The organism is Streptomyces sp. NPDC001508 (assembly GCF_040298665.1).
In the GTDB taxonomy this organism is placed as follows: domain Bacteria; phylum Actinomycetota; class Actinomycetes; order Streptomycetales; family Streptomycetaceae; genus Streptomyces.
Genome location: NZ_JBEPAP010000011.1, coordinates 145,891 through 161,165, shown reverse-complemented (window position 1 = coordinate 161,165; position 15,275 = coordinate 145,891). Strand labels below are relative to the sequence as shown.

At 67.3% G+C, this 15,275-nt stretch carries 17 protein-coding genes and 1 pseudogene; 12 read left to right on the top strand and 6 right to left on the bottom strand.

The window, feature by feature from the left end; genetic code table 11:
* The first annotated feature begins 295 nt into the window (after window positions 1-295).
* The 8 genes from ABT245_RS13845 (at window position 296) to ABT245_RS13810 (ending at window position 6,555) form a co-directional block, all read left to right on the top strand.
* Window positions 296-598, top strand: a complete 303-nt coding sequence (locus tag ABT245_RS13845) for a hypothetical protein (protein WP_351732887.1) — start codon at window positions 296-298, stop codon at window positions 596-598.
* 75 nt (window positions 599-673) lie between these two features.
* The gene (locus tag ABT245_RS13840; RefSeq protein WP_351732885.1) at window positions 674-994 is read left to right on the top strand and encodes an ArsR/SmtB family transcription factor; all 321 of its coding nucleotides are present in this window, start codon (window positions 674-676) and stop codon (window positions 992-994) included.
* A 433-nt stretch (window positions 995-1,427) separates the two neighbouring features.
* A complete protein-coding gene (locus ABT245_RS13835; RefSeq protein WP_351732882.1) occupies window positions 1,428-1,892 on the top strand; it encodes a Fur family transcriptional regulator in 465 nt (154 codons plus the stop codon).
* A 214-nt stretch (window positions 1,893-2,106) separates the two neighbouring features.
* Window positions 2,107-3,048 carry a metal ABC transporter solute-binding protein, Zn/Mn family gene (locus ABT245_RS13830; protein ID WP_351732880.1) on the top strand — a complete coding sequence of 314 codons (942 nt, stop codon included), beginning with the start codon at window positions 2,107-2,109 and terminating at the stop codon, window positions 3,046-3,048.
* An 11-nt stretch (window positions 3,049-3,059) separates the two neighbouring features.
* Window positions 3,060-3,941 (top strand): metal ABC transporter ATP-binding protein, encoded by an 882-nt coding sequence (locus ABT245_RS13825; RefSeq protein WP_351732877.1) that lies wholly within the window; start codon window positions 3,060-3,062, stop codon window positions 3,939-3,941.
* Window positions 3,938-4,819: a metal ABC transporter permease gene (locus ABT245_RS13820; protein ID WP_351732874.1), complete on the top strand. Its 882-nt coding sequence runs from the start codon at window positions 3,938-3,940 to the stop codon at window positions 4,817-4,819. The genes ABT245_RS13825 and ABT245_RS13820 overlap by 4 nt, the downstream gene beginning before the upstream one ends.
* Window positions 4,820-5,487: 668 nt before the next feature.
* Window positions 5,488-6,150 carry a LysR substrate-binding domain-containing protein gene (locus ABT245_RS13815; protein ID WP_351732872.1) on the top strand — a complete coding sequence of 221 codons (663 nt, stop codon included), beginning with the start codon at window positions 5,488-5,490 and terminating at the stop codon, window positions 6,148-6,150.
* Window positions 6,151-6,273: 123 nt separating this feature from the next.
* Complete coding sequence (locus ABT245_RS13810; RefSeq protein WP_351732869.1) at window positions 6,274-6,555, top strand: hypothetical protein; 282 nt, start codon at window positions 6,274-6,276, stop codon at window positions 6,553-6,555.
* Here the strand turns inward: ABT245_RS13810 and ABT245_RS13805 are convergent.
* From ABT245_RS13805 to ABT245_RS13790, 4 genes are all read right to left on the bottom strand, one after another.
* Window positions 6,540-6,713 carry a DUF1963 domain-containing protein gene (locus tag ABT245_RS13805; RefSeq protein WP_351732866.1) on the bottom strand — a complete coding sequence of 58 codons (174 nt, stop codon included), beginning with the start codon at window positions 6,711-6,713 and terminating at the stop codon, window positions 6,540-6,542. The genes ABT245_RS13810 and ABT245_RS13805 overlap by 16 nt on opposite strands.
* A 260-nt stretch (window positions 6,714-6,973) precedes the next feature.
* A complete protein-coding gene (locus tag ABT245_RS13800) occupies window positions 6,974-7,906 on the bottom strand; it encodes an anchored repeat-type ABC transporter permease subunit (protein WP_351732864.1) in 933 nt (310 codons plus the stop codon).
* Window positions 7,903-8,643 (bottom strand): anchored repeat-type ABC transporter ATP-binding subunit, encoded by a 741-nt coding sequence (locus tag ABT245_RS13795; RefSeq protein WP_502982117.1) that lies wholly within the window; start codon window positions 8,641-8,643, stop codon window positions 7,903-7,905. Before ABT245_RS13795 ends, ABT245_RS13800 begins: the two co-directional genes overlap by 4 nt.
* Complete coding sequence (locus ABT245_RS13790) at window positions 8,592-9,122, bottom strand: choice-of-anchor M domain-containing protein (RefSeq protein ID WP_351732861.1); 531 nt, start codon at window positions 9,120-9,122, stop codon at window positions 8,592-8,594. The genes ABT245_RS13795 and ABT245_RS13790 overlap by 52 nt, the downstream gene beginning before the upstream one ends.
* On the opposite strand from ABT245_RS13790, the pseudogene ABT245_RS46055 reads away from it, so the two are divergent.
* From ABT245_RS46055 to ABT245_RS46050, 4 genes and pseudogenes are all read left to right on the top strand, one after another.
* Window positions 9,043-9,885: pseudogene (locus ABT245_RS46055) on the top strand (scabin-related ADP-ribosyltransferase); the annotation flags it as partial. The gene ABT245_RS13790 and the pseudogene ABT245_RS46055 sit on opposite strands and share 80 nt — an antisense overlap.
* A gap of 325 nt (window positions 9,886-10,210) precedes the next feature.
* A complete protein-coding gene (locus ABT245_RS13770; RefSeq protein ID WP_351732857.1) occupies window positions 10,211-12,565 on the top strand; it encodes an RHS repeat-associated core domain-containing protein in 2,355 nt (784 codons plus the stop codon).
* A 160-nt stretch (window positions 12,566-12,725) separates the two neighbouring features.
* Entirely contained in the window at window positions 12,726-13,298 is a 573-nt protein-coding gene (locus tag ABT245_RS13765) for a putative adhesin (RefSeq protein ID WP_351732855.1), read from the top strand.
* Window position 13,299: 1 nt separating this feature from the next.
* On the top strand, window positions 13,300-13,728 hold the full coding sequence (locus ABT245_RS46050) for a DUF7919 family protein (protein ID WP_502982116.1): 429 nt from the start codon (window positions 13,300-13,302) through the stop codon (window positions 13,726-13,728).
* 110 nt (window positions 13,729-13,838) lie between these two features.
* Here ABT245_RS46050 and ABT245_RS13760 read toward each other — a convergent pair whose 3' ends face one another.
* Together ABT245_RS13760 and ABT245_RS13755 are read right to left on the bottom strand one after the other, a co-directional pair.
* Window positions 13,839-14,129: a transposase gene (locus ABT245_RS13760; protein WP_351732852.1), complete on the bottom strand. Its 291-nt coding sequence runs from the start codon at window positions 14,127-14,129 to the stop codon at window positions 13,839-13,841.
* A 560-nt stretch (window positions 14,130-14,689) separates the two neighbouring features.
* Window positions 14,690-15,100 (bottom strand): hypothetical protein, encoded by a 411-nt coding sequence (locus ABT245_RS13755; RefSeq protein ID WP_351732849.1) that lies wholly within the window; start codon window positions 15,098-15,100, stop codon window positions 14,690-14,692.
* Between the last annotated feature and the right edge of the window lie 175 nt (window positions 15,101-15,275).

The following is a 15,275-nucleotide window of genomic DNA, read 5'->3' as shown; positions in this document are numbered from 1 at the left end:
GGCAGATCCTCCCCCTCGACACTGGTCGACCACTACTCCGACAACCGTTCGGGCGTAATCATTTCCGTCTACAAGCGTCTTTAAGCCCCGGCGGGCGATCAGACGCCGTTCCGCACGAGCGGGCATCGACAGTCATCGTCGCGACAGCACGGTCGAGCACCCTCACGTGGACACACCGTGGCCGGCGAAGCCGCCGACACAGTACACATGCATGCATTGCTATATATTGATGACACCACGCCTGGCGCACGGACATCGCCTACAAGCGCCCCGAAGACACGATCAGGAGCACGACATGACCACCGCCACCGAGCACCGCACCCACGAAGGCCACGACCACCAGCACGGCGAGGGCTGCGGCCACGTCGCCGTCCCGCACGGCGACCACACCGACTACGCGCACGACGGACACCTCCACCGGACCCACGAAGGCCACGTCGACGAGTGCGCCAGCACCGGCCACTCCACCCACGAAGGCCACGACCACCAGCACGGCGAGGGCTGCGGCCACGTCGCCGTCCCGCACGAGGACCACGTCGACTACGTGCACGACGGACACCGTCACACGGCCCACGAGGGACACTGGGACGACCACTGACCAGGGTCGCGTTCCGTTCCGTCATGCCACACGCGAACCAGACCGACAATCATTGTCACGCGCTAATGTATGCACGTGACAGTCCCTCCCTCTTATCGGGCGGCCCCCACGAACGAGCCGATACGCGCCCTGCAGGCGGCCAGTGACCTTCTCAAGGCACTGGCCTCCCCGGTGCGTCTCGGCATCGTGCGCGAACTGTCCGACGGCGAGAAGTACGTCCACGAACTGGTCGCCGCTCTTGGAGTGAGTCAGCCGCTGGTCTCGCAGCATCTCCGTGTCCTGCGCACCTCGCGCATCGTGACCGCGCACCGGCAGGCCCGGGAGATCCGGTACGGCCTCACCGACGACCACGTCGCCCACATCGTGCTGGACGCCGTCCGGCACGCACAGGAGTAGTCAGGAAACCCTTCTGTTCCCGCAGCACGGCCGGGCAGCGGAGTACCGCAGAAAGGACGCGGTCCCCAGCGGCCCCCGGACCGGGGAGTTCGGCGCGTCGATCGACTACGCCTTCGTTTACTTCACCATCCCGCGAAGCCTGATCGGTACGGCGTTGCGTACCACCCGTTCGACCGCCGGGTCACGGACCCCAGGAACATGGCCGCGTCCACTGCGAGTTGGAGCCCCGCAACGCCCGTACGCCCGACCGGTTGCCCGAGGCATGGACGCCCGAACCAGGGACTGGACGCCTTTCCAGCGGCACGCCGTCGACTTTTGCCGTTCCAGAACTGCCACCGGGCGGCGCCGACCGCACCCAACTGCATAGCCATGGAAACCATGTTCAATTAGCCTGGACGACAGATCACTTCCAGCACCTCGGGAGGCAAGCGTCATGCGGGACTCATCGACCCTGCAGCCGCCGCCTGCCTGGCGCTCGACCTGGCAACGGAGCGCCGTACTGCGCGCGCTGCACGACTGCCCCGACCTCACCTCCGCACGGGAGTTGCACGCGGCCCTCGAAGCGGGCGGCACCACGGTCGGACTGACCACGGTCTACCGGACCCTGCGGACCCTGGAGCAAACGGGCCTCGTCGACGTCGTTCGAGACAAGTCCGGGGAGCGGCTCTACCGCCCCCGCCCCAGCGACGGACACCGGCACTACCTCGTCTGCCGGCGCTGCGGCCTCAGCCGGGCCGTCGAGGCCGACGCCGTCGAGCGCTGGGCGGACGACGTGGCCGCCGCCACCGGATTCGCCGAGGTCGAGCACACCGTGGAACTCACGGGGATCTGCGACCGCTGCCAGCCGCAACCGGACCGACAGGCGTCACATCCGGAGCCGAACAGGCCACATCCGTAGCGGGTCATGCCGCATCCATAGCGGGGCATACCGCTCCGTAGCGGGGCATCTCGCATCCGTAGCGGGCACGTCAAGCCTTGGCAACGATTTTCATATCGATCAGATCAAGTCATAGTCGTGACATTCATTTCCATCTAGCGTGGTCACTGACCGGCTTGACCGGCCGACCCAACGCTGGTGAAGAATCCCGCTCCAACCCCGTCGTGGAGGACCCATGCCCTCGTCCCCGTCCCGCAGCCTCGCGCTGATCACCGGCGCCTCCCTGGCCCTTCTGGCAGGCTGCGGCAGCTCCTCGGACTCCAAAGGCGACGGGAGCTCCGCGTCGGACTCGGCCTCGTCCGCTCCGTCCAAGATCTCGGTGATCGCCTCGACGAACGTCTGGGGTGACGTCGTCGAGCAGATAGGCGGCGACCACGTCGACGTCACCTCGATCATCAGCGACCCCGACCAGGATCCGCACTCCTTCGAGGCCGACACCCAGAACCAGTTGGCGCTGTCGAAGGCGAAGATCGTCGTCGAGAACGGCGGCGGCTACGACGACTTCGTCGACCGGATGCTGAAGAGCAGCAACTCCTCCGCCGAAGTGATCAACGCCGTCAAGGTCTCCGGCAAGACCGCACCCAAGGGCGGCGAGCTGAACGAGCACGTCTGGTACGACTTCCCCACCGTCGCGACAATCGCCGACAGCATCGCCACCGCGCTGGGCAAGGCCGATCCCGCGGACGCCGCCGTCTTCACCAAGAACGCCGAGACCTTCAAGACGAAGCTCACGCCCCTGGAGTCGAAGGAAGCACAGATCAAGAAGGAGCACGGTGGCGAGGGCATCGGCATCACCGAGCCGGTGCCGCTGTACATGACCGAGGCAAGCGGTCTGGTCAACAAGACACCCGCGGAGTTCAGCGAGGCCATCGAGGAAGGCAGCGACGTCTCCGCGAAGGTCCTGCAGGAAACCCTGGCCCTGTACACCGGCAAGCAGGTCAAGGCGCTGGTCTACAACGCGCAGACCTCCGGACCGCAGACGGAGAAGGTCGAGAACGCCGCCAAGACGGCCGGCATCGCTGTCGTGCCGGTGACCGAGACCCTCCCCAAGGGCAAGGACTACCTCGGCTGGATGACGGCCAACGTCGACGCGCTCGCGAGCGCGCTGGCCAAGTGAGGCGACCGGGCATGGTCCCCGCCCCCCAAGCCCGCCAAGGCACGCCCGAGACCCGTGTCACCGGCACCGATCCGGTGATCAGTCTGCGTGGCGCCGCCGTCTCCTACGGCGAGCGCACGGTGTGGCAGGGCCTCGACCTCGACGTCAGGCCCGGGGAGTTCCTCGCCGTCCTCGGGCCGAACGGCTCGGGCAAGACCAGCCTCGTCCGGGCCCTGCTGGGCCGGCAGCAGCTGTCCGCCGGAACACTGACGGTCCTCGGCCGGCCCGCACGAGAGGGCGGACGGCACATCGGGTACGTCCCCCAGCAGGCGGACCTGTCCGCGCAGGCGATGCTGCGCGCCCGTGACCTCGTACGCTTCGGGATCGATGGGCACCGCTTCGGGCCGAGGCTGCACACGGGCGGCGTCCGCCGCCGGGTGGACGGAATCCTGGAGGCGGTCGGGGCCTCGGCATACGCCGAGGCCCCGCTCGGCCTGCTGTCCGGAGGCGAGCGCCAGCGCGTGCGCATCGGGCAGGCCCTGGCGACCGACCCCCGGATCCTGCTGTGCGACGAACCTCTCCTCTCCCTGGACCTGAACCACCAGCGGGCCGTCACCGAACTCGTGGACGCCCGACGCCGCTCCCACCGTACGGCGGTGGTCTTCGTCACCCACGAGATCAATCCGATCCTCGGGCTGGTCAACCGGGTGCTGTACCTGGCGCGCGGCGGCTACCGGGTCGGCACCCCGGAGGAGGTCCTCAACTCGGCTTCGCTGTCCGAGTTGTACGGCACGCACGTCGACGTCGTACGCGTCCACGGCCGGGTCGTGGTCGTGGGAGCACCCGACGAACCGGCCACGCCGGCCCACCACCTCACTCAGGAAGCCCATGAGTCGGACGGAGTCCGGTCATGACACTCGCCGACTCGTTCTGGCACCAGATCTTCGCCTTCGACAACTACGGCGAACTGCTGGCGCTGGTCCGCAACTCCCTCATCGCCGGTGCCGCGCTCGGCCTGGTCGGCGGACTGGCCGGGGTCTTCGTCATGATGCGCGACCTGCCCTTCGCGGTGCACGGCATCAGTGAGCTGTCGTTCGCGGGTGCTTCGGCGGCCCTGCTGCTGGAGGTCAACATCGTGGCGGGCTCGATCGTCGGCTCGCTCGTCGCGGCCGGCGCGATCGGTGTGCTGGGGGCGCGCGCCCGGGACCGCAATTCGGTGATCGGCATCATCATGCCGTTCGGCCTGGGACTCGGTGTGCTCTTCCTCGCCCTCTACAAGGGACGGGCGGCCAACAAGTTCGGCCTGCTCACCGGCCAGATCGTCGCCGTCGACACCCCGCAGATGACCTGGCTGCTGGGCACCTCCGCATTCGTCCTGGTCGTCCTCGCGGTCATCTGGCGCCCGCTGGCCTTCGCCAGCGCCGACCCCGACGTCGCCCAGGCACGCGGTGTGCCGGTACGGGGACTGTCCTTCGCCTTCATGCTCGTCCTCGGGCTCACGGTCGCTCTGTCGGTGCAGATCGTCGGCGCCCTGCTGGTCCTCACTCTCGTCGTCACCCCCGCCGCTGCCGCCGCCCGCGTCACCGCGTCACCGGTTCTGCTCCCGCTGCTCAGCGTCGCCTTCGCCGTGGTGTCCATCGAGGGCGGCATACTTCTCGCCCTGGGCAGCAGCATCCCCATCAGCCCCTATGTCACCACCATCTCGTTCACCATCTACGTCGCCTGCAGGTTCGCGGGCTCCTACCGGACCCGACAGTGGGGAACCCGGAAGACGCCTCCGCAACCCGCCTGAACGATCACGCCCGCACACCACCGCGAGCCAAGCACCAGTTCCGCGTCCCACCGGACGGGGGCCGCTCGTGGTCGTGCGGCGAGGCCGTACGACGTCAGTGACCGGAAATCCGGCACCGGGCGGTTTCCGGCATGCGCGCCGGTGCAAGGGGCCTCGGCCACCGCCTGCTGGCCGGCGCGGGGGTCTGCGATGTGGGGTGAGGGCGTCGCGCATCACGGTGTCGTTCGGTCGGTCAGGGCGTCGATGGGCGGTTACCGGGCTGGCCGGGGGCCGAGGCATGTGAGTCGGGAGTCAGCGTTGAAACGCATCATCCGCACGTAGCTGGGAGCGCGGGAGTCGAGGGTGTCGCCGTAGATGGGGCAGACCTGGATGTGCCGTTCGGTCGCGAACTGGGTCAACTCACAGGAGCGGGACCTGAGATTGGGTTCCAGGAACACGGCCCTACGTGCAGGTTGCCACCGCGTCCGGCCGTGTGCAGCGCGGTCGCCGCGGCCAGACCCGCGGCGCCGGCGCCGATCACGATGACGTCATGCCGACCGCTTGGGAGCATGAGGGTTTCCCTTCGGGTTGGTGGGTTCCGGCGCTCCGGGACGGATCGGCACGGGGGCGGGCAGGAGCGGATGCACCTGTCCGCTGGGGCGGGTTGACGCACAGCGGCCCGGCGGCAGGTGGCCCAGCATGTTCAGCGCGACGATCGCTCGCAGAGGCTGACCGAACCCGGTGAACGGAAGATCCGTATGGGGCTCTCACCGCTCATCGGCTCACACGTGGCGGCGCGGGCGTTCAGCGCCGTCTGCGACCTGCCCACGCCCCGCGATCTCGTCCTGCGCGAGGCGAACACGCAAGACCTGCGGGACGCTCTGCGGGCCGGGGAACTGGACCTGATCCTGATCCCGGCCGTGGCGGCGATGCCGCGCCTCGAACACCGGGTCATCGACGTCGAGCCCGTCGTCGTGGTCGGCACCGCGGCGGAGCGCGACGCCACGCTGGAACTGGCCGAGGCCGCGGACGAGCAGTTCATCCTCGTACCGGACGCGTGCGGACTGACGACGTTCACCACTCAGCTCTTCCGCGCGAACGAGGTGCCGTTGCGCGCCTACCCAGGGGAGGCGGCCAGCTACCGCGTACTTGAGGAATGGGCGGGTCTCGGCCTGGGCTCGGCGCTGATCCCGCGGTCCAGACTGACCTCACCCGACGTCCCCCACCGCCCGCTGCTGAACGAAGGCCGGCAGGTGCAGATCTCCTTCGAGGCCGTGTGGAACCCGGACACCGCACTGCGCGCGGACCTCGCCCTCCTGGCCCGTTCACTCGGGGCCACCAGCAGCACATAACCTGTGCTTATGCTCGGATTCAACGGTCGCCCCTACCGGCTCCGCGGACGGCTGCCTAACTTGGGCGCATCGTTGCGGCGATGAAAGCAGCGCATCCGACCAGCCGGAAAGGCACCCATAGCCATGGCCTATCTCCAGATCACCCTGCGCGTGGACGCGGCCGACCGCCCCGCGGCGGCGGCCGTCTACGAAAAGTACAAGCAGCCGTTCCTCGCCACCGTCGACGGTGCCACCGGTAAGGAACTCCTCGTCCGGGACGAAGACGTGCAGGTGCTCCACGGTTTCCGGTCCGCGACGGACGCGCGGGCGTACCTGGACAGCGAACTGTTCACCAAGGACGTCGTGGGAGAACTCGCCCCCCTGCTGCGGGCAGAGCCCGACGTACGCCTCTACGACACCCTCTGAGGCCGCGCGAGGGGAGCCGGCTGGCACCGCACAGTGAGCCGGGACTGGTCGAAGCGGCGGGCGGTCAGGTCCTCGGGGCGAATGAGCCAGTAGAGGGTGCCCTCGTCGCCCCACGCATGTATGCCGCCGAGCGCCGCGTTCGCGATGTCGTACTCCACCGGGCCCTGACGGGCACGGCGTGGCCGCCGATCCGGTGACCAATCCGGGTGCGCAGGCGCCCGAAGGCACGGAGGAACGACCTGAGTTCGGCTGGTGTCTCGCGAGGGTGAGGCCAGTGCCGGGTGTCGCCGAGCAGGGCTTGCCGGGCCTCGGGCAACCACAGGTCGGGGGCGCTTACCTGTGCCCTGACACTCCGTCACCGGTACGGCGCCGCCGGCCTCGGCGGCGGGCCCGCTCAGCCATGCTCAGTGGGCTGCCGTCACGGCGCCGTGGGCTCTTCGGTCCGCACCCCGTCGGGCGTGGGCCGGGGCTCGGGCACTTGGTCCTGGGTGAGGTCCGGGGCGCGGCGGCCGCGCCTGGCCGCGAGGAGTCCGTGGCGTGGGGCGAGGAGCCAGCACAGGATGAACACGGCCGTGACGACCAGGACGATCAGGCCCCCGGCGGCGAGGTTGTAGGCGTAGGACAGGTACAGGCCCACCACCGCCGAGCCCGCGCCGATCGCGGGGGCGAGGAGCATCATGGCGCCGATGCGATCGGTCAGCAGTCGCGCGCAGGCCGCGGGGGTGATCAGGAGGGCCAGCACGAGGATGTTCCCGACCGCCTGCAGGGAGATCACCACCGTCACGGTGACGAGCGCGTACAGCACGATGTCCAGGGCGAAGACGGGCAGTCCCGCGGCCCGGGCGGTCTCACGGTCCAGGCTGACGGTGACCAGTTCCTTGTGCACGGCCGCGGCCACCAGCAGCAGGACCAGGCCCATGACCGCGACCGTGACGACATCCCCGTCGCTGATGCCCAGGATCTGCCCGAACAGGAAGGATTCCAGGGATCCGCTGTAGCCGGGCGCGGTACTGAGGATGACGATGCCCAACCCGAAGGCCCCGGCGAAGAACGCCCCGATGACGCTGTCTTCCTTCAGGCGCCGGTTCTGTGCGAAGACCGCGACCGCCAGCGCGGTGAGCAGGCCGGCGATCGCACCGCCGAGGACCAGGTTGAAGTGGAGGACGAAGGCGACGGCCACGCCGGGGAAGACCGAGTGGGAGACCGCGTCGCCGATGAAGGCCATGCCGCGCAGGACGACATGCGCGCCGATCACCCCGGAGACGATGCCGCACATGACGGCGACCGCGAAGGCCCGCCGCATGAACAGGTGTTCCCAGGGGGCGCCCAGGAAGTCCAGGATCGCGCTCATCGGGTCACCCCCAGGGACGTCAGCAACTGGTCGGACTTGGCCACGCCGAACGCGCGCAGCCACACGGCCGGGTCCCGCAGACTCTCCGGGGGGCCGTCGGCGATCACGGTCTTGTTCAGCAGGCACAGCCTGCCGGCCGTGTCCGCGGCCGCCGGCAGATCGTGGGTCGTCATCAGCAGCGCCTTGTCCTCTTGCCGGAGTCGCCGGAACAGGGCGGTGAGCAGTTCCTGGGTAGGGACGTCGAGTCCGGTGAACGGTTCGTCCAGCAACAGCAGTTGCGGGCGCAGGGCCAGGGCGCGGGCGACCAGGACGCGCTGTCGCTGGCCGCCGGACAGTTCTCCGATGGGGCGGTGCCGCAGGTCGGTCATGGCGACCCGTTCGAGTGCGTCGTGCACCGCTTCACGATCGGTGCCGCTGGGACGGCGGAGCCAGCCGATCGTGTGGGTACGGCCGGTGAGGACGGCTTTCTCGACCGAGAGGGGGAAGTCCCAGGCGAACTCGTGGCGTTGGGGGACGTAGCCGATGGTGCCGCGGACACGGTCGGCGGGCTGCCCCTGGAGGCGGATGACGCCGCTGTGCGGGGTGAGCAGGCCCAGGATCGTGCGCAGCAGCGTGGTCTTGCCGGCCCCGTTGGGTCCGATCAGGCCGACCAGTTCGCCGGTGCGCACGGTCAGGTCGACACCGCTCAGGGCCAGGCGCCCGCCCAGTTCCACCGAGAGGGACCGCACGTCCAGCACGGGAGTGTTGCTCTTTTCATGTCCCCTTCCGCGGCGGGCGCGGTGTGCTTCCGGTGGGGGCCGCGGCGCCGGATCAGGACGGCGGCCAGACAGGCCACGGCCGCCACGGCACCGAGTCCCCACCACAGGGGTGCGGAGGAGGCTTGGGTGGGCGGTGATGCCGGCGCTGCCGCAGCGGTGGTGGGGATCTTGGCGGCGAACGCCTTGCGCGGGTCCTGCGGGCCGACGGAGAACCTGAGGGTTCGGGTGTCGGTGTGGCCGGTGCCGTCCTTGGTCTTCGCGCTCATCCGGACCCGCAGGAGGTAGGTGCCGGGTCGGGTGAAGGCCCAGTTGCCGTGGACGTGGCTGTTGACCTCGATGCCCGTCTCCCGTGGGAGCTTCTTGCGTCCGTCGAAGACGATGCCGGGCGTGCCGAAGCTGCCGTTGAGGAACAGGATGAAGTCGCCCGGGCCCTCGACGTCGGTGAGCTGCCAGGTCACTTACTCCGGCGGCAAGCCGACGACGATCACGGATGCCGTCGGGAGGTCGGCGAGTCTCTCGTATGTCGGTGACCGGCTCGACAAGGTCGCCTTGGCGGACGGCCGGGTGGTCTCCTACAGCTACACCGGCGACCAGCTGACCGGTGTGACGGCGCTGGACGGTAAGACCGAGACGTACGGTTACGACACATCCGGCCACCTCAACAAGATCACAAATCCCCTCAGCAAGACCGTTACGTTCAACGAGTACGACACGCAGGGACGGGTCGCGACCCAGACGGACGCGCTGGGCCATAAGACGATCTTCACGTACTCCAAGAACGGAGTCTTCGACCAGGTCGACGTCACCGTGCCGGACCAGGGTGTGTGGACGGACGTTTACTACAAGAACGTCCTGTTCACCCAGATCGATCCGCTGAACAACAAGAGCTACTACCGGTACGACGAGTTCTTCAACCGCACCAGCGAGATCGACGCGGAGATCCGCGAGACCCAGTGGACGTTCGACACTTCGGGTCGCCTGACCGCCCGGTCCAACTCGGCATCCGACGAGTCGTGGACGTATGACAGCGACGGGAACGTCGTCACCTACACGGACGGCGAGTCGAACAAGACCGTCTTCGGCTACAACACGGCCAACCAGCTCACCACCGTCAGGGATCCGCTGGGCAAGACGACGACCTACGGCTACAACCCCAGCACCGGGCTCCTGGAGACGGTTACCCCGCCCCGTGGGAAGACCACGACGTACGGATACGACGCGGTCGGCAACCTGAAGTCGGTCAAGACCCCGAAGGGCAACGAGACCACTTACACCTACTTCCCGTCGGGGCAGGTGAAGACGGTCGTTGACCCACGCGGCAACGCCAGCGGCGCGGACCCGGCGAAGTACACGACCTCCTATACCTATGACGCCGCCGACCGTATCAAGTCGCTTACCGATGCCCGCGGGAACAGCACTGTCTTCGAGTACGACGACGCGGGCAACCTGATCACGGTGACGGACGCTGCCCAGCGCACCACGACATACGGCTACAACGATGCCGGTCGCCTGACCACGATCACCGACCCGGCACAGAAGCAGACCTGTGCTGGGCTACGACCCGGCAGGCCGCTTGAACAAGGAGACCAACCGCCGGGGCGCGACTGTCACCTACCGCTACGACAAGGCCGGCAACCAGATCCAGGTGATCACCGCCCGTGGCAACGCAACCAGCGCGGATCCCAAGCAGTACACCTGGACGATCGGCTACGACAAGGTCGGCAACCGCAAGACCGTCACCGATCCACTGGGCAAGACCACGGCCTTCACCTGGGATGCCGACAACCGGCCACTGTCGGTGACCGACCCCCTCAACCACACCCGCAGTGTCACCTACGACGACAATGGCAGCGTCGTCAAGACCACCGACGGCCTCGGCCACGGCATGACGCTGACCTACGACGACAACAACCGGCTGCTCACATCCAAGACCTGGGCCGGCTACACCACCTCCTACGAGTACGACGACGACAGCCACCTGTCCGCCGAAGTCTCGCCGGAGACCGAACGCACCACCTACGGCTACGACGACGACGGACAGCTCGCCACGGCCGTCGACCCGCGCGGCAACGTCACCGGCGTCGACCCGGCGAAGTACACCTGGACCTACGGCTACGACGAGGCCGGCCAGCCCACCTCCGTCACCGACCCGCTCGGCCACCAGCAATCCGTCGGCTACGACCCGGCCGGCAACATCGCCTCGTTCACCGACGCGGCCGACAAACGGACGGTCTACGAGTACGACGAACTCAACCGGCCGAAGAAGGTCACCGCCCCGGACACCGGTACCACCACCTTCACGTACAACACGGCCGGGCTGCCGGAAACCAGCACCGACGCCAACACCCACACAACCACCTATGGCTACAACACCGAAGGCCAGCTGTCCTCGGTCAAAAACCCCCTCAACAAGACCGTCTCGTACGAATACGACCTCGACGGCAACCGCACCAAATACACCAACGCCCGCGCCCAGACCGTCATCACCACGGTCGACGCCCGCAACCTGCCCACCAAGATCACCTACTCCGACGGCACCCCGACACAGACCTACGTCTACGACGACGCCAGTCGCCTTAAAGACGCCACCGACTCCACCGGCACCCGCACCCTGACCTACGACAACGACGACAAGATCCTCTCGATCACATCACCGGGCGCCACCAAGCCGTTCACCTACACCTGGAACACCGACGACACCCTCAAGTCCCGCACCTACCCCGACGGCCGCGCCACCAGCTACACCTACGACAAGGCCGGACGGACCAAGACCCAGACCACCAACAGCAAAGCCATCACCTACGGCTACGACAAGGCAGGCAACCCCACCACGGTCACCCTGCCCACCACCACCGCCCGCACCGAGACCCGCACCTACGACGAAGCCGGCCGCCTGGCGACACTGACAACGCCGACCGTCAACAACACCTACACCTACGACAACAACAACCGAATCGTCGCCGACAAACCCGGCACCGGATACCCGACCCGCTACACCTACGACGACGCAGGCCGCATCACCCGCACCTGCACCGACACCTCGTCCACGTCCTGCCTGACCGGCACAGCAGGCACCGCATACACCTACGACAAGGTCGGCAACCTCAAAACCGCCGCCACCTCTGCCTCGACGGCAACCTATGCATACGACGCCGGCGACCAGCTCCTGTCGACGACGAACGGCACGACGACCACCAGCTACACCTACGACGCCGACGGCAACCAGACCAAAGACAACGACGGCACCTACACCTACGACCCCGCCGGCCGGATCAAATCGGCGACGATCGGCAGCAACAACTACGCGTTCACCCACGACGCAGACGGCAACCGCGCCAACGTCAAGAACAACAACACACTCGCCGGCACATCCCTCTGGGACATCAACAACGCCCTGCCCCAGATAGCCACCGACACCAACGCCACCGGCGCCCTCCTCGCGGACTACCACTACGACCCCGACGGCACGGCCCGCTCCATGGACCGCACCGCCGGCACCTACTACTTCACCCAGGACCGCCAGAACTCCACCAGCGCCGTCTACGACGCCGCCGGCACCGACAACTACCGCTACACATACAGCGACTGGGGAACCCCCACAGGCACCGCCACCATCACGGGCGGCCAGACAAGCCCATACGGCTACACCGGCCAGTACAAAGACCAGTACCTCCCCGACCGCCTCCAACTGCGTGCCCGCTCCTACGACACCACCCAGCGCCGCTTCACCACCCAGGACCCGATCAGCGCCGCAGCGGACAACCCGAACCAGTCCGCGTACAACTACGCCGACAACGACCCCGGGAACTTGTCGGACCCGACCGGCCAGTGCCCAATGTGTATCGGCGCAGCCATCGGAGCCGTTCAGCGGCGGCGTCTACGCCCTCGCCCACCAGGATGACTTCGACTGGGGCGACTTCGCCGCCGCCACCGCACAAGGCGCGGTCGTTGGCGCAGTCGGAGGCTTCCTCGCCCCAGCGGGCGGCGCCCTCGCGACGCAGCTTGGCCTGCAGGGCGGGCGGGCACTCGCCGTCGCGGCTGTAACCGACGGCGTCATCGGCATGGGGCTGACTTGGGCGATCAACACCGCCCAATGCCAGCCCACCACGCCCACCGACCTCTTGGTGGGAGCACTCACCGGTGCTGGTGGCAGTCTCCTTGGCCCGGCTTTCAACTGGCTGAAGGGACTCGTGGGTAAGACAGCCGTCAACGCTAGCCGCTCTGCACCAGGGTTTGTGGCAGGGAGCAGCGACGGTGTCGTTGACGTGCGAGGTATCGGACGTCACGACAACCAGCTAGTCTTGAGCGGACACGGTGCGATTCGCGCTGGCGACGGTGCTGCAGTAACCGTACCTAAGGGAACGACCCTCCACATGTACAGCGAACATGGCGAGGTCATCGGTGACCGGCTCGGGAATCACATCGAAACAGGGAAATGGGGAAAGGCCCTTGCTGAAGAAAGCTACGGTCCGGGTGAAAAGCTCCCCGATTACTCACTCTTTCCACCTCACGGGTTGAAGATACTTGGCTCGCCGCGAAACATAACCGTCCAGAAAGAGACGCGGCTTTCAGACCTTCTCCGCCCCAATATGGGCGACGTTCACTGGGCCGCATGCAGGGGAGTGGTGTGTTGAAATGACATACTATGCGGACTTGTCACCGTATGTGTACTTCCCTGATTCTGTACCCGATGGGACCAAGGCCCTGTCGGTGGGATGGCTGGAAGGCAATCGAAGGTTCCCCACAGGCGCAGTCACGGAGGAGTTTCTGCAAAGTCTGGGTCACCTTGTCTGTTATGAGAGGCAGATGCAGACGAGAGGATTGCATAGCTGTACGCTCTCACATGAAGGCGCACCCTGCGAGTACCCCATAGCGATCGACATTCGAGGGAACATGCAGTTCGTGGGCGGAGCAGAGATCCGCGTGATCGCAGAATCAGGTGACTGGCTTATCGCTCCAGATTTGATCTACCACTACGTAGCAAAGCATTCCTACAGGCCGCCGCAAATATTCGTTGAAGCAGTCGAGGCCCACCGTACCGCTCCTTCAGCTGATGTTCCGTAGTCGCCGCGTCTGGATGAGTTCAGAACTGCTGTAACAGCGGCTAACACAACTGTAGCCATCGGGGTTCTCCTCGGTGGCCTTCTCCGCACCGATGAAGCGGCACACAGCGCCTACTTCACGATCTCCTTCGCGAAGAAGGCCGCGGCTTTTACCAAGATCTCATTCGCCTTCTTGACCTCGGCCAACTCGCGGCGCAGGCGCCGAAGCTCGTCGCGTTCATCGCTGGTCAACGCACCCGCGGGTCCTTCGCCCTGGTCGATCTTCGCCTGCTTCACCCAGCCACGGAGCCCTTCAGGGCTGACCCCCAGTTCCCGGGCGATCTCGGTGATGTTCCGATGCGGCGACGAACGGACGAGCGCGATCGCGGCGCGCTTGAACTCGGCCGTGTACCGCTTGCTCATGTTGCTCTTGCCATTCAACCTGGACTGCTTCCTCCGGGACGATCCGCCCCAGTATCAGGCTGTCCACTTCAGTGGGGGAACTTCACCTACAACCTCACCCGCGCGGCCGGACACCTCGCCTCTGTCTTCCATGCCAGGGCACGGACCGGAACCATCCGCCGCCACCTGATCAACATCCCCGCCCGGATCGCCACCGGAGCCCGCCGCCTCACCCTCCACCTGCCCGAACGCTGGTGCTGGGAAGCCGACTTCACCGACCTGTGGACCGCAACCGGCCAGCGCATGCTCACCTGAATCAGGTGATGCGGCTGCCCACCCACGACCAGGAAGACCCTCGGAGACCCCGCACCGGACGGCCACCCGGCACCCCGCGCTGCCCAGACCCCGAAAGATCACCTCGAACCCGCCCGAAGGCGATGGTCAGAATTCACGCGGTGGATCCAGGCTGAGACCTCGCGGTGTCATGGGGTCCCCGCTGCCCGGGCGAAGCCGAGAGCTTGGGTAGTGTGTGCCTGGCGCCGCGGGGCAGGGCGGGAGCCGCTACGGCGACGGAGCGGGGGTCAGGAGGTCCGCGGTGTCAACACCGTGGTAGCGATGACCAGGGCCAGGATCCCGCCCCCGGCGTTCCACAGCCCGCGTTGCAGATCGGTCACCTCGAAGGCGACGGGGGCCACCGCACGGGCCTGCTGCACCGTCCACAGGACTCCCGTCGCCAGGCCCATGAGGCAGGCCCCGGCCATCACGGCCCGGGACCGGACAAGCAGGGCAAGCAGGGCGAGGACGGCTCCGGCGGCCAGTGGCAGCAGCACGGAGGTGGCGGCGCCGTCGGCCGCACCGGACTCCAGCCCCGTGAAGAGGTCCTTCAGCGGTACCTCCCGCGCCTCCCGCCCCTCGTACCAGGGCTGGAAGGCGCTGAGCATCAGCGCCGCCGCGCCGACCAGGGTCAGCACGACTGCTGCGATACGGGCCATGGGTGCGTCTCCTTGCTTCTTCCTGCGCGTGTGTCTTCTTGCGCGTGCGGCGAGGCATGGACGGTCCTGTCCCGCTCGTGCCTGTGAGGTGCGAGGGTGCCCTCTTCATCCCTCGCCCGACTCTATGTCCGCACCCGAGGCAGGACGATGGAGTGCCCTTCCGTTCGGGGGTTCA